The organism is Martelella sp. HB161492, assembly GCF_013184775.1.
GTDB lineage: Bacteria > Pseudomonadota > Alphaproteobacteria > Rhizobiales > Rhizobiaceae > Martelella.
In genome coordinates this window covers 315,898-337,133 of the sequence record NZ_JAATVV010000005.1, presented here as the reverse complement: position 1 = coordinate 337,133, position 21,236 = coordinate 315,898, and the positions used below count along the sequence as shown (strand labels likewise).

Below are 21,236 nucleotides of genomic sequence, written 5' to 3'. Positions count from 1 at the left end.
CTCAAAGTACCGGCAGAACAGCGGCGTCGACCGCTCCGATCAGCGTACCATCCCCGATCAGCCGGGTGGCTTTCTTAAGATCATCGGCCATGTAGCGATCCTCTTCCAGCGCGGGTACGGCAGCGCGGATGGCGGCGAGCGCCTGCAGCAGAGCTGGCGAGGTGACGAGCGGTCCGCGCAGTTCCACGCCCTGCCCGCTGCACAGCGCCTCGATGCCGATGATCGCAAAAAGGTTCTCGGTCATGGCAAGCAGGCGGCGCGCACCATGACAGGCCATCGAAACATGGTCTTCCTGATTGGCCGAGGTGGGAGTGGAATCCACAGACGCCGGATGCGACATCTGCTTGTTCTCGCTCATCAGCGCCGCAGACGTCACTTCCGCAATCATCAGACCGGAATTCAGGCCGGGCTTTTTCGACAGGAAGGCGGGCAGGCCATAGGACAGCGCCGGGTCGACCAGCAGTGCCACGCGGCGCTGGGCAATCGCACCAAGCTCGCAAACCGCGATCGCGATCTGATCTGCGGCAAAAGCGACCGGCTCGGCGTGGAAATTGCCACCGGATACGACGCTGTCATCGCCAAGCACCAGCGGATTGTCGGTCGCCGCATTGGCTTCGACTTCCAGCGTCCGCCCTGCCTGGCGCAGCAGATCGATGCAGGCCCCGTCGACCTGCGGCTGGCAGCGGATGCAATAGGGATCCTGCACGCGTTCATCGCCTTCGATATGGGAGTTGCGGATTTCCGATCCGTCCAGCAGGCCACGCAATGCTGCAGCGGCATCAATCTGTCCCCGATGACCCCGAAGTGTGTGAATATCGGGATGAAATGGCGCGGACGAGCCCATGGCGGCATCGGTGGACAGCGCGCCGGTGATGAGAGCGGCCTTGGCGGCGCGGAAAGCGCGGAACAGGCCGGCAAGGGCAAGCGCGGTTGACACCTGCGTCCCGTTGATCAGCGCTAGCCCTTCCTTGGCCGCAAGCGCGACAGGCTGCAGCCCGGCGGCGGCAAGCGCTTTAGCACCGGCAAGGCGCTTGCCATCATGAAAGGCTTCCCCCTCCCCCATGATCACGGCGGCCATATGGGCAAGCGGCGCCAGATCACCCGAGGCGCCAACCGAGCCCTTTTCCGGGATCATCGGGATCACACCCTTTTCCAGCATCGCTTCGATCAGCCGGATGATGGCGAGCCGGACACCGGATGCACCGCGGCCAAGCGAGATCAGCTTCAGCGTCATGATCAGCCGCACGATGGCCTCGTCCAGCGGCTGGCCGACACCGCAGCAATGCGACAGGATCAGATTGCGCTGCAGCGTGGCCGTGTCAGCGGCATCGATCTTGATCGAGGCAAGCTTGCCGAAGCCGGTATTGATGCCATAGACGGGCGCGTTGCCGCGCGCGATCTCGGCGATACGGGCGGCTGCCTTGTCGATCCCGCTGTCAGCTGCACGATCCAGACAGGCCGCGCTTCTGTTCCAGTAAAGGTCTTCCAGATCCGCAAGGGTGACTAATCCGGGTTTCAGCGTCAGCATCAGATAATCCTCCGGCCCTTGGCATAGAGACTGTTCAGCGGGTTGAAGCCGATCCGATAGACCAGTTCGGCGGGTTCTTCGACGTCCCAGATGGCGATATCGGCGGCCTTGCCCGGCTCCAGCGTGCCGGTCTCATGTTGAAGGCCGAGCGCCCGGGCGGCATTGATCGTCACACCGGCAAGGCATTCCCCGACCGTCAGCCGGAACAGGGTCGCGCCCATATTCATCGTCAGAAGCAGCGATGTCAGCGGCGAGGTGCCAGGATTGCAGTCCGTCGCCAGCGCGATTTTCGTTCCGGCCGCCCTGAGGGCGGCAACCGACGGCGCCTGCGGCTCACGCAGCGTGTAATAGGCGCCCGGCAGCAGCACCGCCACGGTCCCGGCATCGGCCATTGCCCTGGCGCCGGCGGCATCAAGATATTCGAGATGGTCGGAAGACAGCGCCCCGTATGAGGCTGCCATCGCCGCGCCACCAAGATTGGAAAGCTGTTCGGCATGCAGTTTGACCGGAAGGCCAATCGCTTTCGCCTTGTCGAAGACCGGCTTCAGTTCCGCCGGGGAGAAAGCGATGCCCTCGCAAAAGCCATCCACCGCATCGACGAGCCCCTCGCGATGCGCGGCCTCAAGCCCCGGCAACACGACCTCGGCAATATAGGCGGCATTCTGCCCCTTATAGTCAGGCGGCGTCGCATGGGCGGCAAGATAGGTGGTGACGATCCGCACGGGACGAAGCATTGCCAGACGGCGCGCTGCGCGCAGCATCTTCAGTTCAGTCGCGATATTGAGCCCGTAGCCGGACTTGATCTCAAGGGTAGCAACACCTTCAGCAATCAGCGTGTCCAGTCGCGGTAGCGCCGCCTCGACAAGTTCCTCCTCGCTCATGGCATTGGTGGCGGAAACGGTCGAGATAATGCCGCCGCCCGCTCTAGCGATCTCTTCATAGGACGCGCCGTCAAGGCGCATCTCAAATTCCCGGGCGCGGTTACCGCCAAAGACGAGATGGGTGTGACAATCGAGAAGCGCCGGGGTCACCAGACGGTTCGCGCAGTCGATGCGCACGACATCACCGGGTGGAATCGTATCGAGGTCAGCCTGTCTGCCGGCAAAGACGATCCGCCCGTCCGCAACCAGAAGAGCCGCATGTTCTGTGACGGCAAAGTGCGCCTCCGATACTGTCAACAGGCGGGCATTTTCAAAAAGCATCAGCCCCTTGCTGCCCGAATGATCTGCCGGCTTCAATCCGTTCATGTTCATCCCCGCACGTTATTTTCTTTAATGTATATACATAATAATACTGAAGACAAGCGGAGAAGGCGCTCAATGCTGCGCCGAAGCCGCTGCCGGTAAGGGCGTCAGCAATCTGATCACCATCAAATCCGTCAAATTCGCTTCGCACCCGTCAAGCCGCAACGATGAGGCGAAGTTACTGGAATCCCGAGATAAACATGAAACTAAATATCCGGTTTACCCGCGTGGTAGCCGGCTTTTCTGGAATCGCTCTAAACAATTGGTATTGCAATATGATTTCTTCTTGCCTAAGGGTGACGAACGTTAAGTCGATTATTCGTCTCCGGTTTTTTTGATGCTGACTGGGTGGCGACAGCGCTTTCATGCCACCCGCACTGTCCGGCGGCAATCAAGCGACGGCTGCAGACGCTGAAGGACAGAGAGCGCGAGGAAACGGTTTCAACAATGCTTGCCACATTCATCATCGGATTACGTGAGGGACTGGAAGCTGCGCTGATCGTCGGGATCATTGCCGCCTTTCTTGCCCGAAACGGCAAAAGCCTTGCCCCGATGTGGATTGGCGTCGCCATCGCCATCATACTCTCAATTGCCGTTGGCGTGGCGCTGGCACTCGTGGAAAAGGCCCTGCCCCAGGCGGCGCAGGAAGCGATGGAAACCGTGATCGGCGCGATCGCGGTGATCTTTGTCACCGGCATGGTGTTCTGGATGAACAATCATGCGCGCGACCTGAAGCGTTCGCTCGAGGCCGAGGCTGCCGAGGCCATCGGCCAGACCGGCGCGGTCGCGCTCGCCAGCATGGCCTTCCTGGCGGTTCTGCGCGAGGGTTTTGAGACCAGTGTCTTTCTGCTTGCCACCTTCTCGGCGGCGCAGTCAACGGCATATGCGGCTATTGGCGCGGTGTCCGGCATTCTGCTCGCCATCCTCATCGGCTGGGGCATCTATATTGGTGGCGTGAAGCTGAATCTTTCGCGTTTTTTCCGCATCACCGGCGCATTCCTGATTCTGGTTGCCGCTGGTCTGGTGCTGAGTTCGCTGCGCACGGCCCATGAGGCTGGCTGGCTGAATGCCGGTCAGCAGGCAACTGTCAATCTCACCTGGCTGGTCGCGCCCGGAACCATCCGTTCGGCGCTTTTGACCGGGGTGCTCGGCATACCCGCTGATCCGCGCCTGATCGAAGTCATTGGTTGGCTGGCCTATCTTGTGCCTGTCGGCCTGATTGTATACTGGCCTGCCGCGCACCGTCCCAATGCGCGACTTGCGGCGCAGATCAAATGCGTGATCGCGGCCTGTCTTCTACTGATCGCCGCCATTCTGATAGTCGGCACCCCTTACATGCCGCTGCAGACACCAGTGACAGCACCGTTTGTCGCAACGGACAGCAATGCACCCGCTGGCAGCCTGACGCTGATGTCGACGCCTTCCGGCCTTCCCGAAAGCCTGACGCTGGCGCTTGGCGACGCTCAGGAGGAAAGCTTTGCGATCGATCCGGCAACGGCAACGCCCGAAGACTATGACGGCCTTGATACGATCGCCTATGCGCTCACGGATACATTCGAGCCGGCGGACCGCCCGGATACGCTGGATCTGAACGAACTCGTCGCATTGGGCGGCGGACGTCTTCCAACCGGGATTTCACCTGGCCGCAATCCAGGTCCCTTCACCGCCGAATGGTCGGTCCACCGGGCGCTGAAAATCTGGACCGTTGAGGGTCGGCTTCTCGATGCAAGTACCCGCGACGCCATGATCGTCACCCTTTCCGGCGGCGGACTTCAGACCCCGCGCAGCTTTACCGCGCGCAATGCGGGCGCAGCCTTTTCAGCAGATCCGGCCTACCGCGAGACGGTAAAATCAGCGGTTCTGCGTCATGCCGCTCACTTGCATGAATATCGTTTCTGGGCCCGTTTCATGCCGGCTGTTCTGCTACTCGCGGCGGTTTTTCTGGTACTCGCGGGCCTTTCCGGACTTTCGAAGAGCCGCAAAGCCATAGCCTCAGGACAGGACTGTCCCACCAACACCCATCGTGCGAAAGGAACACCCTATGTCACGCATTCATGATCCGAAGTTTCATCTCAAGGCAACCGTTGCCGCTGCGACCCTGCTTGCTGCCGGTTCGGCCTTTGCTGCAGAAGCTCCGGTCGAAAACGGTGCTTCGCAGGTTGCCATCACCATGACCGGTGATGATGGCGGTAGCTGCGCCATCGACTTTGACAGCGCCAAGGCCGGTCCGGTCACCTTCAGCGTGACGAACAAGACTGCAACGGCCCTGACCGAGGTCGAGCTCCTGAGTGAAAACCGCATTCTCGGTGAAAAAGAAAACCTGGCGCCCGGCCTTCCCAAGGTTTCCTTCACCGTCACCCTCGGCGGCGGCGACTACCAGATCTACTGCCCGGGCGCTGCCAATGAGAAGGTCGCCTTCACTGTTACCGGCGCACCGACGCCGAAGCCGACCGGCGGCGTCTCCGCAATTCTGCAGCAGGGGACCGACGGCTATGCCAGCTATGCGACCGGCATCGCCGATGCCATGCTGACGGCTGTCGACAAGCTGAAGGCCGATATCGATGCCGGCAATCTGGACGCCGCCAAGCAGGACTATGCCAAGGCCCGTCCCTTCTATGAACGTATCGAGTCCGACGTCGACGGCTTCATCATGCCGGGCTTTGACGTGACCGATAATCACGGCAATCTCGACTATCTGATCGATATGCGCGCGTCCAATCTCGACCCGGAAGTGGGCTGGCACGGTTTCCACGCCATCGAACGCGATCTGTTCGAAAAGGGTGAGATCACCGACGAGACCAAGACGCTTGCCGCCGAGCTGCAGACCAATGTCGCCATGCTGATCGACGTTGCCAAGGGCCTGCAATATATGCCGGAAGACCTTGCCAATGGCGCTGCTGGCCTGCTCGAGGAAGTCCAGAGCAACAAGATCACCGGTGAAGAAGAAGCCTACAGCCATATCGACCTCGTCGATTTCGCGGGCAATGTCGAGGGTGCAGAACAGGCCTTTGCCTTCCTGCAGCCGGGCATGGAAGAGATCGATCCGGAGCTTACCGCGCAGATCAACGACCAGTTTGCCAAGGTCAATGCGCTTCTCGAAACCTATCGTGATCCCGATGCGCTCGGCGGTTATGTCGTCTATACCGAAGAGCTGAAGGCCTCCGATGCCGCCAAGCTCTCCAAGGCGATCCAGTCGCTGCAGGAGCCGCTGTCGACGATCGCCGAAAAGGTGGCAACGGCACAGTAACTTCTGACATCGTGGCATCCGGTTCCGCCGGGTGCCACTCCCAGCCGGACGATGAACCGGAAACCCTTTCTTTGACGTGATGCTGCCATGACCCAGTCTTCAGACAAGCCGAACATTTCCCGCCGCAATCTCCTGATCGGCGCTGCCGCGAGCCCTATCGGCGCGCTGGCGCTCGCGGAACCCGCAGTGGCTGAAACGCCGCCGGCACCTGAAGATATCATCAACCTGTCGGGCGAAGTGCCATTTTACGGTGATGCGGGCCAGGCCGGAATCGAAACCCCGCCGCAGCGCTACGTGCATTTCATGACATTCGATCTGACCACGGAAAACCCGCGTGATCTGCAAATGCTGCTGGCCCGCTGGTCAGCCGCCATTGCCCAGATGGCCAAGGGTGGCACGATTGGCCAGGTCGAACCGCACCGGCCGAACGGTATCGGCTTTGATACCGGTGAAGCCCTGGATCTTGGTCCTGCCTCGCTGACGGTTACCGTCGGCCTTGGTCCTGGCATCTTTGATGACCGGCTCGGGCTTGCCGCCAAGAAACCTGCGCTCCTACGCGAATTGAAACATCTGCCCAGCGATGCCTTCCTGCCGCAGTTTACCGGCGGCGATCTGTCACTGCAGGCCTGTGCCGATGATCCGCAGGTCGCCTATCACGCCATCCGCGATCTGGCCCGTATTGCCAAGGACACCGGCGCGGCCTCGACACGCTGGACCGTGATGGGCTTTGGCCGGGCATCCGCTGGCAAGAACCAGAAGACCCCGCGCAACCTGCTCGGCTACAAGGATGGTACCCGCAACATCACCGAGCGCGAGGATTTTGAGCGCTTCGTCTGGGTTGAGAATGATCCGGTCTGGGGTCCGAACGGCAGTTATCAGGTGGCACGCAAGATCAAGATGCATATCGAAAACTGGGATGTGGACCGCGTCAGCGACCAGAATGCCATTTTCGGCCGTTTCAAGGTCTCCGGCGCACCGCTTTCCGGCACCCATGAATTCGATACGCCCGACTTCCACAAGAAGGACGCAGCAGGCAATCATGTGATCCCGCAGGACTCCCATATCAGTCTCGCTGCCCATGAAAACAATGACGGGCTGAAGATCCTGCGCCGGTCCTATAATTATACCGAAGGCATCAACGAAGTCGGCCTTTTGTCAGCCGGCCTGCTGTTCATCTCCTATCAGAACGACCCGGCCCATTTCGAACAGCTGCAGCAGCGGCTGGGTGCGGCCGATGCGCTCAACGAATATATCGCCCATATCGGCTCGGCTATCTTCTTCGTGCCGCCCGCGCCGGCCGAGGGAAACTATATCGGGCAGATTCTGTTCGATTGACGCCGTCCCCAGGACATGGCGCATGTGCTGGATATCGCTCCGCTCAAGCCAGCGCGGCGACCGCTATCCAGCCTGTTCCGGCCGATAGATTCGGACGGATCACAACGCATATTTCAATTTTCAGTTTCGAATAAAATTTTTTAACATATTGATTTATTTATAGATAAATCGATTTTCCCGCCTGTTCAGCCAAGGCAAGCTTTACTTTCAAAGCGTTTTGAGATTTAATTGCTCTCGTCATGGATCTTTCGGATCAGTCCCGATATGCCTGACCGCAATGGTCATTTTCGGGAATTGCGGGCTGTCTCATTCAGTCCGTTGGCTGTTTCTTTGATGTGCGATGCGCATCTTTGCTGCGACAGGCAGCAGAACCCTTTGTGGACAGCCATCATCCGTAAAGCAAATTCAACCCAAGGCATTTGCCAGCCGGAAAACAGTCCGGCTGCCGGGCACCCATGACCTTCAGCCTGGCGCATTGTGCCCTGCTTCACGCAGGGCCGACAACCAACGACCAGAGGTATTGATGTCGATTGCAGACAGTTCCAGCCCTTCCCTAAAGCCTTCATTGACGAATTCGCATGAAAAGCACCGCCATCTGAAAGATGCCATCCCGGCAGCGGCCCGCCATGTCCGGGGCTGGCGCTATTTTGCCGGCCTGTTTGGCGGTGAACATATCGCCGCGACGGAGTTCATCATCGGCGTCACCTTCGTCACCATGGGGGTTGGAACCAAGGAAGTGCTGCTGGGTCTTCTGATCGGCAATCTGCTGGCGGTGCTCAGCTGGACACTGGTGACCGCACCGCTTGCCGTCGAAACGAGACGGTCACTGTTTTTCTATCTCGAGCAGATCACCGGGCCCTATTTCAGCAAGATCTATAATTTTGCGATCCTGATATTCTACGGCTCGCTGGCGGCAGCGATGATCACGGTTTCGGCCTATGCGCTGCGCTTCGCTTTCGGTCTTCCCGTCCAGCTTGAATGGTATCCGACCTCGGGCATGTTCATCCTGGTGACATTGCTTCTGGCCGTCGTCGTTGTCGTCGTGGCGGCAAACGGCTTCGAAGCGATGGCGAACTTCGCAACGATCTGCTCGCCCTGGATGCTGGTCTGCTTCATCTGCGGCGCTGCCATCGCCCTTCCCGCTCTGGCGCTGGAAACCCACGGAACCACCAGCTTTGGCAGTTTTTCCGGCTTTCTGGAAACAGCCCACAACACGATCTGGACGGGTACGACACCTGAAGGCGAAAAGGGTATTTCGGTCTGGGAAGTGGCCGCCTTTGCCTGGGCCAATGGCGCCATGGTGCATCTCGGCCTGATTGACATGGCGATCTTCCGCTTTGCCAGGCGCAAATCCTATGGCCTGTTTTCAAGTGTAGGCATGTTTCTCGGCCATTATGTCGGCTGGATCTCCGCCGGCCTGATGGGAGCAGGTGCCGCCTTTCTCGTCGGCAAGCCGCTGACCGGACTCGATTCCGCCGATGTTGCCTTTGCCACGCTTGGATTTGTCGGCATTTTCGTCGTCATCTGCGCCGGCTGGACCACGGCAAATGCCTGCCTTTACCGCGCTGGGCTCGCGGCCAGCACGCTTCTGCCCAACATGTCCCGCCGCAATGTCACCGCCCTTGTCGGGCTCGTGATTGCAATCGCCGCCTGCTTCCCCTTTGTCGCCCGCTCCGTCATGCCACTGACGGTCTATGGTGCCATGCTGCTCTCGCCGATCGGCGCGATCGTCATCGCCGAGCATTATCTTCTGCCGCGTCTCGGCATGACCCGCTACTGGTCAAATTATCATCGTCACAGCATGAATACAGCGGCACTTCTGACTTGGCTGGTCGCTCTTGCCTTCGCCGTTACGATGCTGATGACCAAAGCGGTGAGCTTCTACTTCATCTTCATCCCCGAATATCTGATCTGCCTCGCGCTTTATCCCCTCGCCGCCTCCTGGCTTGGCGCTCGCGAGAAGTGGCCCAAGCAGGAAGCGCAGCAGGCCAAACGGGAGGAAGCCCTGTCTGCCTATGAAGAAAAGCGGGAAATCCGTGAGGAACTGGCCAACGACGAAGACGATCCGTCCAACGAAAGGACGGCCCGGCTTGCCAAGTGGCTGCTCGCCGGTGCTGGCATCACACTGCTGGCCATGCTTGCCGCCTCGTTCAGCATTGCGGGCACCGACACCGACGGCAGTGCGTTGGCGGCCATGCGCTCCGGCTTCCAGACCATCGCCATCGTCTGTACCATCTGCTACTTCATCCTTGCCTTCCTCGCCATGCGTGTCACGGATGGCAATGAAAGCAACGGCTGACCCCGGCGCGGTCTCTTGAGGCGGCGCTCACGCCCCGGACAGCAACTCTTCGCTGATCGTCCAGAGCCGTTCTGCGGCATCGTCATCGGTGGCATGGGCGTTGACGCCGCGATAGCGTGCATAAGGACTGTCAGGATCGGTTGGCAAGGCGATATCGCAATCCTCGCAATAGACGCCGGGCTTGCCGTTAAGCAGTGGCGAGGTCGCCGCAAAGGCGCTCGTCGCCGCGCCCTGCTCCGGCGACTTGAACCCCTGACGGGCCAGTTCCGACGGCTCGCCATCGGTCCCGAGCCAGCCCAGCGCAATCATCTCCTCCTTCGGCAGGTGGCGCTGCAACGGCGTGAATATGCCACCCGGATGCACGGAAAAGGCGAGGCCGCCACTGTCACGGAGTCGGCGCGACAGGGCGTTGGCAAACAGCGCATTGGCTGTCTTTGCCTGGCCGTAAGCAAGCCACTTGTCGTAGGGCGTGTCGCGAAAATTCATGTCATCCCAGCGGATGCCGGAAAGCTTGTGGCCGGTGGATGACAGCGACACCACCCGCACAGCCGGCGAGCGCTGCAACAGCGGCCAAAGCCCCTTGGTGAGCGCAAAGTGGCCCATATGATTGACACCGAACTGCATTTCCCAGCCCGGCCCGACCCGCATTTCAGGGCAGGCCATAATGCCGGCATTGTTGACGAGAAAATCAAGCTTCGGCGTCTCAGCATCCACCTTTTCGGCAAAACGGCGCACCGAAGCAAGATCCGCCAGATCCATCGGCATCGTCACCACATCACCGATGATCCCGCCAAGGGCACCTGCCGCCTTTTCAGGTGAGCGCACCGGGACGATGACGTGAACGCCCCTCGCCGCAAGCGCGCGGACGAGCTCAAGTCCTATGCCGCTATAGCCGCCCGTGACAATCGCCGTATGGCCGGCCAGTTCAATATCCGCCAGAACCTCTGCAGCCGTGCTTTTCGCCGAAAATCCGGAGCCAACCGGAACCTGATCTGATGCACTCATCGAAGCCTCCCGAAAAAGAGGCCCAGTGTTGCCAAGACAGGCAGCACTGTCAACGCACACCGCTGAAGACAGGCTCAACCGCGGGTCGTGTCATCCGGGGCGCGCCGCAGCGGTGCGCGCGACAATTCGTTATTGGCATCCGTCAGCTTGCGCAGGAGCACCAAAAAGGTCTCACGCTCAGCAGCTGAAAGCTCCTTGAGGATGATCTTCTGCGTCTTGAAGACCGACGGCCGGACACTATCAAGAAAACGCTGGCCCTCGTCGGAGAGTTTCAGAGTGCGTGCGCGCCGGTCCGAAGGGCTGATACGCCGCTCGATCAGACCGCGCCCTTCGAGCCGCGAAATCACGCCGCCGATGGTCACCCGATCATAGGCAATCAGTCCGGCCAGCGTCGCCTGGTCGATGCCCGGATGGTTTTCCAGCATCGCCAGCACTGCAAATTGCACGGGCGTCAGCTCGTATCCCGCCGTGCTCGTCTCCGTAATGAAGGCGGACACCGCGATCTGCTGCAGACGGCGGATCAGGTGGCCCGGTAAGTCGTCCAGATTGGTCATGTTTTCCCCTCTAGCCTATCCGGTCGCAAAACGAAATCATTTTCCCTCCGCTCCGCGTCTCAAGGCTGAAAACCTCCGGTCCCTCCCGCAGCACGGCGTGGCCCGCGACTTCGTAGCTTCCCCGCAGAATAGTAAGTATACACATTATTTATTGACAACGATCAAGATGGTAAGTATACGACCCATAATATCGAGCTAAGGAGGAGATGTTCGATGGATATGTCGCAGCCCGAAGATAGCGCCGAGCTCCGCGCGCTTTACCAGGCCTTTCGCCAGAACCACCTTAACCCGCTCTGGACCCAGATCGGCGATCTGATGCCGGTCCATCCGAAGCCGAAAGCTGTGGCACATGTCTGGAAATGGGCAGATCTCTATCCGCTGGCACAGCAGTCGGGTGAACTGGTCCCCGTCGGGCGCGGCGGCGAACGCCGCGCGATCGGTCTTGCCAATCCCGGCCTTGGTGGAGAAGCTTACATCTCACCGACTCTCTGGTGCGCCATCCAGTATCTCGGCGCGAAGGAGACGGCGCCGGAACATCGCCACGCGCAGAATGCCTTCCGTTTCGTCGTCGAGGGCGAAGGCGTTTGGACGGTGGTCAACGGCGATCCGGTGCGCATGAGCCGCGGCGACTTCCTGCTTACCCCCGGCTGGAATTTCCACGGCCATCACAATGAAACCGACCAGCCAATGGCCTGGATCGATGGCCTCGACATTCCTTTTTCCTATCAGAATGATGTCGGTTTCTTCGAATATGGCTCCGACCGGGTGACCGATTATGCGACACCTGAATTCTCGCGCGGCGAGCGGCTCTGGTGCCATCCGGGCCTGCGTCCGCTTTCGGGCCTCGAAAATTCGGTAAGCTCGCCAATCGGCGCCTATCGCTGGGACTATACCGACCGGGCGCTGACCGAACAGCTTCTGCTGGAAGAAGAGGGCCAGCCTGCCACCTATGCCCAGGGTCACGCCGCCATCCGCTATGTCAACCCGACCACCGGCGGCGATGTCATGCCGACAATCAGGGCGGAATTCCACCGTTTGCGGGCCGGTGTTGAAACGGCCACCCGCCGCGAGGTCGGCTCCACCGTGTTTCAGGTCTTTGAAGGCCATGGCGCGGTCGTCATGAATGGCGAACGCAAGACGCTCGAAAAGGGTGACATCTTCGTCATTCCCTCCTGGGTGCCCTGGGCGCTGGAAGCGGAAACGCAATTCGACCTGTTCCGCTTTTCCGATGCGCCGATCATGGAGCGGCTGAATTTCGCCCGCACGCTGATCGAAGACACCGCGGCATGACAGGCCTTGATGACGCCCGACGCGCATTGATCGAGCGGCAGGGGCCCGGTGCGCGCTATGATGCGCCGGAAGCCCCTGCGGAGATGCTGCATCTTGCCCGCACAGGCACGGCCTATTTCGCGCGGTTTCTGAACCGTCTTTCCGATCGAAATCTCTATCAGCCGCTGCGTGCTGATGGACTGACGCCCGCTCATGTGGTCTGCGCCGTTTCCTATCAGGCCCGCGCCATCGCCCGACAAGCAGAAGCCATTACGGCGGCAGAACCCGTTCCGCCGCTTCACGACACCCTGGCCGAGCATAAGGCAATGATTGATTTCGGCGCCACCCTGCCCGCCCGGGCGCTCAGACATCTGTTCGATCATGCAAGCGTGCATCTGAACGTGGTCTGGCGCGATCTTCCAGGCCATGGCTGGCAGGCTGCCGTTCCCGGCATTGATGGAGCCATGCACCCGTTTGCCGATACGGTGCGCGCCAGAGCCTGTTTCATCTGGGCGGCGGCCTTCGAGCTCAACAATGGCGCGCGCAAGCGCGATCTGCCGGCAGCGCTGCTTGCTGCCGGATGCAATGAATTTGCCGCGTGAAAGGCGGCATGACGACGTGAAAGGAATTTACCGATGACCAAAGAGGCTCTGTTTCCCTCCCCCGCATGGCCGACCATTCCTGTTGAAGGCGAGGCGGCCGAATATCCGGTCCATCGCATTTTCTGCGTTGGCCGGAACTATGCCGCGCATGCTGCAGAAATGGGGGTCGAGGTCGACCGCGAGGCGCCTTTCTATTTCACCAAGTCGGCGCTGGCGACCGAGGACTCGGGCGCCACAATTGCCTATCCGCCGGGCACTGGAAATTTCCACTATGAGATGGAACTCGTCATTTTTATCGGCGCTGCAATCTTCAGGGCAGACCGGGAAGCCGCCCGCACCGCCATTTATGGCTATGCCTGCGGCCTCGATATGACACGACGCGATCTGCAGCTTGTCGCCCGCGCCAAGCAGCGACCGTGGGATCTTGGCAAGGATGTCGAGCAGTCAGCCGTTTTCGCGGCGATCACCAGGGCAGACGCCGTCGGCGAGATCGGCCCGCAGCGGATCCACCTCGAGGTCAATGGCGATGTCAAACAGGATGCCCATCTTTCCGACCTGATCTGGAAGGTTGACGAGATTGTCGCCGATCTTTCGAAATTCTATCACCTCGCACCCGGCGATGTGATTATGACTGGCACGCCCGCCGGCGTCGGCGCGGTCGTTGCCGGCGACGTGATCACTGGCGGCATTGATGGCCTGGCGCCCGTCAGGCTGACAATCGGAGCGGCTGAATGATCCGCTTTTACGGCTATTTCCGCTCGTCCTCGGCCTATCGCTGCCGCATCGCCTTCAATCTGAAGGAGATCGGCTACGACTTCGTTTCGGTGCATCTGCGCAAGGATGGCGGTCAGCAGAAAACGGCGGACTATCGTGCGAAAAACCCGCAGGCGCTTGTGCCGGCGCTGGAAGATGGCGACCTGACCCTGACCCAGTCGCTCGCCATCATCGAATGGCTGGACGAGACCTTCCCGGAGAAGGCGCGCCTGATCCCCGAGGACAAAGACCTTCGCGCCAAAGTCCGGGCCTTCGCCCAGGTGATCGCCTGCGACGTTCACCCGCTCCAGAACCTCCGGGTGCTCGATTATCTCAAGGGCGAATTCAGCGCCGACCAGGCTGCGCTTGACCGTTGGTGCGGCCGCTGGATCGGCGATGGCCTCGCCGCCTGCGAGGCACTTCTGGAAGAGCAGCCCCCGTCGACATTCTGTTTTGGAGAACAGCCGACACTTGCCGATATCTGCCTCATTCCGCAGGTCTTTTCGGCCCATCGCTTTGGCGTTGACATTGCTGCCATGCCACGGCTTCAGGAAATAGCTGCAGCGGCTGATGCCCTGCCGGCCTTTGCCAATGCTCATCCGCGGAACCAGCCAGACGCGGAGGGATGAATAAAACGGCAGATGCAGGGCCGAGGAGGGTCCTGCCTGCCGGCGTCATGAACATCAGGAGGAGAAACCATGACCACTTCGAATTTCGGCCTGAAGGCCCTTCTTGCCACCGCCACCCTGCTCGCGCTCCCCTTTGCCGCCGAAGCGCGCGAACTGCGCATGGGCCTGATCACGCCGCCAAGCCATGTCTGGACCAAGGTCGCGGAGCGCATGGCCGAAAAACTGCCCGAAGCCACCCATGGCGATCTGACACTGGCCATCTTCCCCGCCGGCCAGCTCGGCACGGAACAGGAAATGTTCCAGCAGATGTCGACCGGCCTCCTGGATGCCGGCCTGATGACGGCGGCAATCACCTCGCTGCGCGCGCCTTCGCTTCAGGGCTGGTTCACACCTTATCTGTTTTCCGATGTCTCTGCCGCGATCAGCGCCGCCGATACGCCCGCGGCCCAGGCGATGCTCGGCGAGCTTGACAAAGCGGGGCTCCACGGCATGGGCTACACCTTTGCCGGAATGCGCCATATCCTGATGCGCGACGAACCGGCAACCGATGTTGCGGCGCTGCAGAACAAGAAGATCCGCATCGTGCCTTTTCCGGCGATGAAGGTCTGGTGGCAGGCGGTCGGCGCCGTTCCGACGCCGGTGAACCTGACCGAGGTCTATCAGGCACTTCAGACCGGCCTCCTAGATGGCGTCGACATCGATCTTGATGCACTGGTTGGCCTGAAATTTCAGGAGGTCGCCCACAATCTGACGCTCACCAGCCACATGACTTTCCCGGCCGTGATGATGGTGTCCGACATGACCTGGTCCGGCCTGAGCAAGGACGAACAGGATGCCTTCCAGGCGGTGGCATCCGAGGCGCTTGCCTGGGGCTCGGAGCAGCAGATCGCGGCTGAGGCGGCCAATCTGGCAACGCTGGAAAAGGACATGACCGTCACCAGGCTCACCGACGGCAAGCAGGCCTTCGCCAAAGCCAATGAGGCGGTTGATGCGAGCTTTGCCGCCTATCCGCTGATCGGCGAATTTCAGACCCAGGTCGCGGAGCAGGCCAAGTGAACCCTCTGGGCAAAATCTCGGCCGGCCTGGCCCAGCTTGAACGCTGGGCCAGCAGGATCCTGGTCGTGGGATTTGTCGGACTGATCGTCGCCAATGTCGGCATGCGCTATCTCGCCGGCAGACCGCTCATCTATGCCGAGGAGCTCGCCGCCATCATGCTCGTCTGGCTCGCCTTCATCGCCACCTCGATCTCGATCCATACCCGTGCGCAGATCGGCGTGACACTTCTGGTCGACAGTTTCTCCGAACCCTATCGCAAGATCATCGACCTGATCGTCTGGGCGCTCATCGCCATCATGCTCGCCATCCTGCTGAAGGCCGGCATTGCCTGGGTCCGTTCGCCTGTCGTTGCCTTCGAGCAGGTGATCACCACCGGATGGGCCAAGGCGCCGTTCTTCACCATCTTCCCGATCTTCTGCGCCTCGGCGCTGATCCATGCGAGCGCCCATGTGGCCCGCGCAGCCGCTGCGCTGAGGGAGAAAACAGCATGACCGGCCTTTCCTTCCTCGTTCTGCTTCTGACCGGTATGCCGGTGGCCTTTGTGCTGATCGGCGCGACACTGGTCTTCATCTTCATGTCCGGGCGTGAACAGCTGATCGCGGCGATCCCCCAGATCTCCTTCGGCTCGGTCGAGAATTTCGACCTTCTCGCCATCCCGCTCTTCATCCTTCTGGGCGAGATCATGAATGAAAGCGGTCTGACGCGTCGCATCATCACATCCGTTCGGGTCTGGATCGCGCGGCTTCCGCATAATCTCGTCATCGTCAATTTGATTTCCAACCTGGCTCTGGCGGCGATCATGGGTTCGGCGACCGCGCAGATGGCGGTGATGAGCCGCGTTGTCGTGCCGGAAATGGAGCGCGATGGCTATGATCGCGGCTATGCCGCCAGCCTGACGGCATCGGCGGGCCTACTCGGCCCGATCATTCCGCCGTCGATGCTGTTCATCATCTTCGGTGTGATCGCCCAGGTGTCGATCGCCGACATGTTCATGGCCGGCATCGTCCCGGGAATGGCCCTGTTCGTGCTGATCCTGCTGCTGGCATTCTGGCAGGCAATGCGCAATCACAGGCAGCACGGTACCACCGAGCGGCTGAACCTCAAGCAGAAGATTGCGGCAACCATTCCCGGCCTCGCCGCCATGTCGATCCCGGTTGTTATTGTCGGCGGCATTTCCTTCGGCATTTTCACCCCGACGGAATCGGCAGCCGCCGCCATTGTCGTGGCGCTCTTCTTTGCCGTGCTCGAATTCCGCGGCCAGACGTTGAAGCACCTGATGGCGATCATCGACCGTACCGTCGCCAACTCGGCAATCGTGCTCTTTCTCGTCGTCGCCGCGAAAATCTTCGGCTGGGTGCTGACCTTCAATCAGGTGCCGCAGCATGTCGCCGATTTCATCGTCTCGCTGACGGATAATCCGACCTTGTTCCTGCTGCTGATCGTCGTCTTCTTGTTCATCGTCGGCATGTTCCTGGACGGTATCGCAGCGCTCATTATCCTGACGCCGATCCTGCTGCCGGTGGCGATCAGCCAATATGGGATCGATCCGATCCAGTTCGGCGTGATCCTCGCCATGACACTGGTACTGGGCCTTCTGACCCCGCCGGTGGGAACGGGGCTCTATATCGCCGCGGCCCTGTCGAAAGTGCCGGTGATGCGGCTGTCAAAGCTCGTGCTGCCCTATGTGCTGGCGACGCTCGCCGTCATTCTCGCGGTCGTCTTCATACCCTGGATGGTTCACCCGTTCTGAATGGATGGGGGAAACCGGCGCTCCGACTGTCAAGCGCCAGACTTAGCAACAGCCGGAATACCGAAACGGCCCGATCCGGGCCGCCGGCAACCTAAAACCGAAATCATCGTGACAGTGCGAAGCGTGAGCTTCGGGCAAACGGAGGAGACTTGCCATGTCGAAATTTACAAATGAAACACACCCCATCCTGATCGCTGGCGGGGGGATCGGTGGCCTGGCCGCGGCCATCGGCCTTGCCAATAAGGGACTGAAATCGCTGGTGCTCGAGCGCGCACCGAAACTCGGCGAGATTGGCGCAGGCATCCAGCTTGGCCCCAACGCCTTTCACGCGTTTGATTATCTCGGCGTTGGCGATGCGGCGCGGGCAATTGCCGTCTATATCGACAATCTTCGGCTGATGGATGCCATCGACGGAACCGAGATCACCCGCATTCCGCTTGATGATGCCTTTCGCACCCGGTTCAAAAACCCCTATGCGGTCATCCATCGCGGCGATCTGCATGGCGTGTTCCTGAAGGCCTGCGAAGATCATCCGCTGGTCACGTTGCGCACCAATGCCGAAGTCGTCGACTACGAACAGGATGGCAGTTCGGTCACTGCGATCCTAAAGGATGGCGAACGGCTGAGCGGGTCTCTGCTGATCGGCGCGGACGGGCTCTGGTCGAATGTCCGCAAGAAGGTCGTCGGAGACGGCGCGCCGCGCGTCTCCGGCCATACGACCTATCGATCGGTGATCCCGACCGAGGACATGCCGGAGGATTTGCGCTGGAATGCCGCCACGCTATGGGCCGGGCCGAAATGTCATATCGTGCATTATCCCTTGCGCGGCTGGAAGCTGTTCAATCTTGTCGTCACCTATCACAATCACGCCCCTTCACCGGAGGCCGGCGTACCGGTCAGCCATGAAGAGGTGCGAAAGGGCTTCGAACATGTGGCGCCGGTTGCCCGCCAGATCATCGAGCGCGGTCAGGACTGGAAACGCTGGGTCCTATGTGATCGCGATCCGGTCGACAACTGGGTCGATGGCCGCGTCGTCCTGCTCGGCGATGCAGCCCATCCGATGATGCAGTATTTCGCGCAAGGGGCCTGCATGGCAATGGAAGATGCCGTCGCCATGGCGCATGTGCTTGGCGAGGAAGGCGATGACCAGGATCTGGCGCTGAAGCGGTATCAGGATCTGCGGTATCTGCGCACAGCGCGGGTTCAGCTGCAATCACGCGAGATCGGCCAGCATGTCTACCACCCGGCTGGCGCCCATGCGAGCCTTCGCAATGCTGTAATGCGTTCGAAATCACCCACTGACTGGTACGATATCATCGCCTGGCTTTATGGCTCCACCGGGCTCGAAGGGGCTGTTGCCGCCTGATCGCAACCGCTATGCCGGTCGCGCACCGCGCTGCCGGCACCTTCAGGGTGGATCGGCCTGAAGCGGGGCACAGAGCAATTTCGCCGCCGCCCTGGCCATGCTCATTGCAAAGGCGGCCCTGGCGCGCGCGAGCTTTGCTTCTTCCAGGGCGACCTTGCCGCCGCAGCGGCTGGCCTCTGGAAGGCTCTCAAGTGCCGCTGCGGCGGCACTCACCCGCGGTTCCGCCGCGGCAAGATCACGCTTAAGCGATGCGATCTTGAGGCGGGTATCCTGATAGGTCCCAAGGAAGGTCTGGCGGTTTTCCTTGGCGGCCAGGATAGTCCGCAGAAGCTCCAGCCGGGCCTTTTCGGTCAGCCTGATGCTGTCACCCTGATCAATGATCGGCAGCACATAGCCGACCAGAAACTGGAAGCTCAGACCGCCGGTCTGGCTCATAAAACTCGGCAAGGCCGCCGTCAGCTTGGTGTAGCGCGATTTCTTGGCGAGATCGAGCTGCGCCACGGCCGCCTCCACCAGCAGATCCTCCAGCTGGCTGTTGCCAGAGGCAGAAAAACACATCTGGCCGTCATCCGTTGCAGGATCAGGCAGAAAGTTCAGCGCCGGGTAGACCGGTTTTCCGGCATCAATCGTGTCGCCGCGCCCTTCGAGCCCTGCGAGTGCCAGAACCTTATCCTCCTGGATTTCCATTGCAGCCGCGATGGCACTTGCCTCGCTTCTGGCGGCCGAAAGCTGGACTGAGAGGTCTGACAGTTCGGCAGAAGAAACATTGCCCAGCGCGCTTTCCGCCTTCAGCGCCTCAGCCTTACAGGCCAGGGCATCAGCCTCGAGGCCCGCCTTCTGCCGGGAAAGCTCCATCTCGCTCAGCGCGGCATAGGCCTGCAGCAGCGTCAGAAGCGCCTTGCGCCGGGTCAGCTCGTATTGAACCGGGATCAGCTTCTCCGCAATTTCCACCGCGTGCTTGTCGAGACCGAGCAATGTGTAGGCGATATCCCAATCGACCCCGAGGATTACATTATTGCTCGTCGTCAGACCGCCACTGCGATCATAGGTCACGAAACTGCGAGCTTCGGCCGAGATGCGCGGATAACGCTGGGACTTGCGCGCGTCCAGCGCCAGTTCTGCTCCGGCCTTGGCGATGCGCGCCTTGAGGATATCCTGACCACGAATACGCGCCGTATCGACCAGCAGGACCGGACCGACATCGCTGGCCGGCACTTGCGCCGGTGCGTCAGAAATCGTCTGCTGCAGAACCTCAATATCCACGCGCGTGCTTTTCAGCGCCGGTGACGCGCAGGCGACAAGCGATACGGCGGCCAGAAGCGCTACCACCCTCTGCCCGGCCTGACCCAGCCGCATGCGGCCTATGCTGTGACCTTTGCTATTGCTCAAGGACGCGCTCACCGGGCTTCAGGCCTGAAAGAATGCGGACAAACTGGCCGTCGACTTCGCCGGGAACGACATGAACCAGCGTCTGGCCACCCGCATCCAGCCGCTGCACGTAAGCCTTGCCCGCCTCAAACCGGAGGGCATCGGCCGGAATGGCGGGTTCCGGACCGCCCAAAGGTTTTGAGAACCGGCAGACAGCCTGGCTGTGGAGAAGATCCGCACCATGTTCTGCAGCAAAGACGATATCCACATCATAGGCATAGCGACCACGCCTTTGTTCCAGCGTGTCGTTTACCAGACGGGTGGTGGCGATTTTCGCTTTTCTCGCAGCCTGGTCTGCAGCAAACAGCACCGTGACGTCGGCATTCTCGACGACGGCCATGTCGGCATCATCGATCCGCACCGTCGCCCCCAGCAGATCCGGCTGCACGAGATCGGCGATTTTCGCCCCGGCCCTGACCTGCGCGGCCTCAGCGGCGCCGAAATGCGGGTCGGCAAATACCACCCGGCCGGCGTCCGGCGCACGCAGAACCATAGCCTCAAGACGTTTGTCGATCTCCGCAAGCGCCTGTTCGGAACGGGCGATATTGTAATGCAGCGCGTCAATATCGAGCTTTTCCTGCGCCCGGTCGAAGCTTTGCTGGTGACGAAGCCGCGTCAGCGCCTTGGCGGCGGCATCCCGTTTCAGTTGCGCCTCTTCAACCCTGCTGGGCGCAATCTTGCCCTTTCTCTCGAGATCGGCAATCTCTGAAAGCAGCGTTTCCTGCCGCTTGAGTGTTTCATCCGCGTCCTGCCATTCCAGTTGGCGGATCGCCTCCTTTTCCGTCAGGGCAGGCCCGGTCTTGAACGCCAGCTGCGCTTTCAGGTTGCCGAGATCCAGCCGGGCGAGCTTTTCATCGCTTTGCAGCTTGTCCCGGTCATAGCTGGCAATCACTGTGCCTGCCGGCACAAATGCACCGTCGCTGACATCGGCTGACAGACTGCCATCAACCGGCGCGGAAAGGGCCGCCGGCGCACCGTAGTCGATATGGCAGCGCCGAATGATCGTTTCGGCAAACAGGTGCGTTGTGACATCGAACACCTGGCGCGGCGGCGTGTTGGCAACGGCCTTTCCACGCAGAACGGCCGCGCCGTCTGCAAACGCAAACCAGACGCCGCCGCCAAGACCGCAAAGCGCGGTAACAGCAAGAACAATCCGACGCATCGACATCTC

At 60.7% G+C, this 21,236-nt stretch carries 18 protein-coding genes; 12 read left to right on the top strand and 6 right to left on the bottom strand.

Going from position 1 to position 21,236, the window contains the following annotated elements; all coding sequences use genetic code 11:
* Nucleotide 1: 1 nt before the first annotated feature.
* Nucleotides 2-1,528: a histidine ammonia-lyase gene (hutH, locus tag HCK86_RS10865; RefSeq protein WP_176084470.1), complete on the bottom strand. Its 1,527-nt coding sequence runs from the start codon at nt 1,526-1,528 to the stop codon at nt 2-4.
* Nucleotides 1,528-2,775 (bottom strand): imidazolonepropionase, encoded by a 1,248-nt coding sequence (gene hutI / locus HCK86_RS10860; protein WP_176084469.1) that lies wholly within the window; start codon nt 2,773-2,775, stop codon nt 1,528-1,530. The genes hutH and hutI overlap by 1 nt, the downstream gene beginning before the upstream one ends.
* A gap of 444 nt (nt 2,776-3,219) precedes the next feature.
* Between hutI and efeU the strand changes: the two genes are divergently transcribed.
* From efeU to HCK86_RS10840, 4 genes are all read left to right on the top strand, one after another.
* Nucleotides 3,220-4,830 carry an iron uptake transporter permease EfeU gene (gene efeU, locus HCK86_RS10855; protein ID WP_176084468.1) on the top strand — a complete coding sequence of 537 codons (1,611 nt, stop codon included), beginning with the start codon at nt 3,220-3,222 and terminating at the stop codon, nt 4,828-4,830.
* On the top strand, nt 4,814-6,019 hold the full coding sequence (efeO, locus tag HCK86_RS10850; protein WP_176084467.1) for an iron uptake system protein EfeO: 1,206 nt from the start codon (nt 4,814-4,816) through the stop codon (nt 6,017-6,019). Before efeU ends, efeO begins: the two co-directional genes overlap by 17 nt.
* Before the next feature lie 87 nt (nt 6,020-6,106).
* Nucleotides 6,107-7,354 (top strand): Dyp-type peroxidase, encoded by a 1,248-nt coding sequence (locus tag HCK86_RS10845; protein ID WP_176084466.1) that lies wholly within the window; start codon nt 6,107-6,109, stop codon nt 7,352-7,354.
* A gap of 565 nt (nt 7,355-7,919) precedes the next feature.
* Nucleotides 7,920-9,653: a hypothetical protein gene (locus HCK86_RS10840; protein ID WP_176084465.1), complete on the top strand. Its 1,734-nt coding sequence runs from the start codon at nt 7,920-7,922 to the stop codon at nt 9,651-9,653.
* A gap of 27 nt (nt 9,654-9,680) precedes the next feature.
* On the opposite strand, the gene HCK86_RS10835 is transcribed toward HCK86_RS10840, so the two are convergent.
* Both HCK86_RS10835 and HCK86_RS10830 read right to left on the bottom strand, forming a co-directional pair.
* A complete protein-coding gene (locus tag HCK86_RS10835) occupies nt 9,681-10,658 on the bottom strand; it encodes an oxidoreductase (protein WP_176084464.1) in 978 nt (325 codons plus the stop codon).
* 74 nt (nt 10,659-10,732) lie between these two features.
* Nucleotides 10,733-11,212, bottom strand: coding sequence for a MarR family transcriptional regulator (locus tag HCK86_RS10830; protein WP_176084463.1), 480 nt, complete (start codon nt 11,210-11,212; stop codon nt 10,733-10,735).
* A 213-nt stretch (nt 11,213-11,425) separates the two neighbouring features.
* Here HCK86_RS10830 and HCK86_RS10825 point away from each other — a divergent pair, with 213 nt between their 5' ends.
* The 8 genes from HCK86_RS10825 (at nt 11,426) to HCK86_RS10790 (ending at nt 18,637) form a co-directional block, all read left to right on the top strand.
* The gene (locus tag HCK86_RS10825; protein ID WP_176084462.1) at nt 11,426-12,502 is read left to right on the top strand and encodes a cupin domain-containing protein; all 1,077 of its coding nucleotides are present in this window, start codon (nt 11,426-11,428) and stop codon (nt 12,500-12,502) included.
* A complete protein-coding gene (locus HCK86_RS10820; RefSeq protein ID WP_176084461.1) occupies nt 12,499-13,083 on the top strand; it encodes a maleylpyruvate isomerase N-terminal domain-containing protein in 585 nt (194 codons plus the stop codon). The genes HCK86_RS10825 and HCK86_RS10820 overlap by 4 nt, the downstream gene beginning before the upstream one ends.
* A gap of 33 nt (nt 13,084-13,116) precedes the next feature.
* Entirely contained in the window at nt 13,117-13,818 is a 702-nt protein-coding gene (locus tag HCK86_RS10815) for a fumarylacetoacetate hydrolase family protein (RefSeq protein WP_176084460.1), read from the top strand.
* On the top strand, nt 13,818-14,465 hold the full coding sequence (maiA, locus tag HCK86_RS10810; RefSeq protein ID WP_176084552.1) for a maleylacetoacetate isomerase: 648 nt from the start codon (nt 13,818-13,820) through the stop codon (nt 14,463-14,465). The genes HCK86_RS10815 and maiA overlap by 1 nt, the downstream gene beginning before the upstream one ends.
* Before the next feature lie 69 nt (nt 14,466-14,534).
* A complete protein-coding gene (locus HCK86_RS10805; RefSeq protein WP_176084459.1) occupies nt 14,535-15,521 on the top strand; it encodes a TRAP transporter substrate-binding protein in 987 nt (328 codons plus the stop codon).
* Nucleotides 15,518-16,012 (top strand): TRAP transporter small permease subunit, encoded by a 495-nt coding sequence (locus HCK86_RS10800; protein WP_176084458.1) that lies wholly within the window; start codon nt 15,518-15,520, stop codon nt 16,010-16,012. The genes HCK86_RS10805 and HCK86_RS10800 overlap by 4 nt, the downstream gene beginning before the upstream one ends.
* Nucleotides 16,009-17,271: a TRAP transporter large permease gene (locus HCK86_RS10795; protein ID WP_176084457.1), complete on the top strand. Its 1,263-nt coding sequence runs from the start codon at nt 16,009-16,011 to the stop codon at nt 17,269-17,271. The genes HCK86_RS10800 and HCK86_RS10795 overlap by 4 nt, the downstream gene beginning before the upstream one ends.
* A gap of 154 nt (nt 17,272-17,425) precedes the next feature.
* The gene (locus tag HCK86_RS10790; RefSeq protein WP_176084456.1) at nt 17,426-18,637 is read left to right on the top strand and encodes a 3-hydroxybenzoate 6-monooxygenase; all 1,212 of its coding nucleotides are present in this window, start codon (nt 17,426-17,428) and stop codon (nt 18,635-18,637) included.
* A 42-nt stretch (nt 18,638-18,679) separates the two neighbouring features.
* Here the strand turns inward: HCK86_RS10790 and HCK86_RS10785 are convergent, their stop codons facing one another.
* Nucleotides 18,680-20,026 (bottom strand): hypothetical protein, encoded by a 1,347-nt coding sequence (locus HCK86_RS10785; RefSeq protein WP_176084455.1) that lies wholly within the window; start codon nt 20,024-20,026, stop codon nt 18,680-18,682.
* Complete coding sequence (locus HCK86_RS10780) at nt 20,016-21,227, bottom strand: HlyD family efflux transporter periplasmic adaptor subunit (protein WP_176084454.1); 1,212 nt, start codon at nt 21,225-21,227, stop codon at nt 20,016-20,018. The genes HCK86_RS10785 and HCK86_RS10780 overlap by 11 nt, the downstream gene beginning before the upstream one ends.
* Nucleotides 21,228-21,236 lie beyond the last annotated feature (9 nt).

Coding starts and splice junctions, on each gene's coding strand:
- hutH (WP_176084470.1), bottom strand. CDS start 1,528: ATGCTGACGCTGAAACCCGGATTAGTCACCCTTGCGGATCTGGAAGAC.
- hutI (WP_176084469.1), bottom strand. CDS start 2,775: ATGAACGGATTGAAGCCGGCAGATCATTCGGGCAGCAAGGGGCTGATG.
- HCK86_RS10795 (WP_176084457.1), top strand. CDS start 16,009: ATGACCGGCCTTTCCTTCCTCGTTCTGCTTCTGACCGGTATGCCGGTG.
- HCK86_RS10835 (WP_176084464.1), bottom strand. CDS start 10,658: ATGAGTGCATCAGATCAGGTTCCGGTTGGCTCCGGATTTTCGGCGAAA.
- HCK86_RS10815 (WP_176084460.1), top strand. CDS start 13,117: ATGACCAAAGAGGCTCTGTTTCCCTCCCCCGCATGGCCGACCATTCCT.
- HCK86_RS10845 (WP_176084466.1), top strand. CDS start 6,107: ATGACCCAGTCTTCAGACAAGCCGAACATTTCCCGCCGCAATCTCCTG.
- HCK86_RS10820 (WP_176084461.1), top strand. CDS start 12,499: ATGACAGGCCTTGATGACGCCCGACGCGCATTGATCGAGCGGCAGGGG.
- HCK86_RS10830 (WP_176084463.1), bottom strand. CDS start 11,212: ATGACCAATCTGGACGACTTACCGGGCCACCTGATCCGCCGTCTGCAG.
- HCK86_RS10825 (WP_176084462.1), top strand. CDS start 11,426: ATGGATATGTCGCAGCCCGAAGATAGCGCCGAGCTCCGCGCGCTTTAC.
- efeU (WP_176084468.1), top strand. CDS start 3,220: ATGCTTGCCACATTCATCATCGGATTACGTGAGGGACTGGAAGCTGCG.
- HCK86_RS10780 (WP_176084454.1), bottom strand. CDS start 21,227: ATGCGTCGGATTGTTCTTGCTGTTACCGCGCTTTGCGGTCTTGGCGGC.
- HCK86_RS10805 (WP_176084459.1), top strand. CDS start 14,535: ATGACCACTTCGAATTTCGGCCTGAAGGCCCTTCTTGCCACCGCCACC.
- efeO (WP_176084467.1), top strand. CDS start 4,814: ATGTCACGCATTCATGATCCGAAGTTTCATCTCAAGGCAACCGTTGCC.
- HCK86_RS10790 (WP_176084456.1), top strand. CDS start 17,426: ATGTCGAAATTTACAAATGAAACACACCCCATCCTGATCGCTGGCGGG.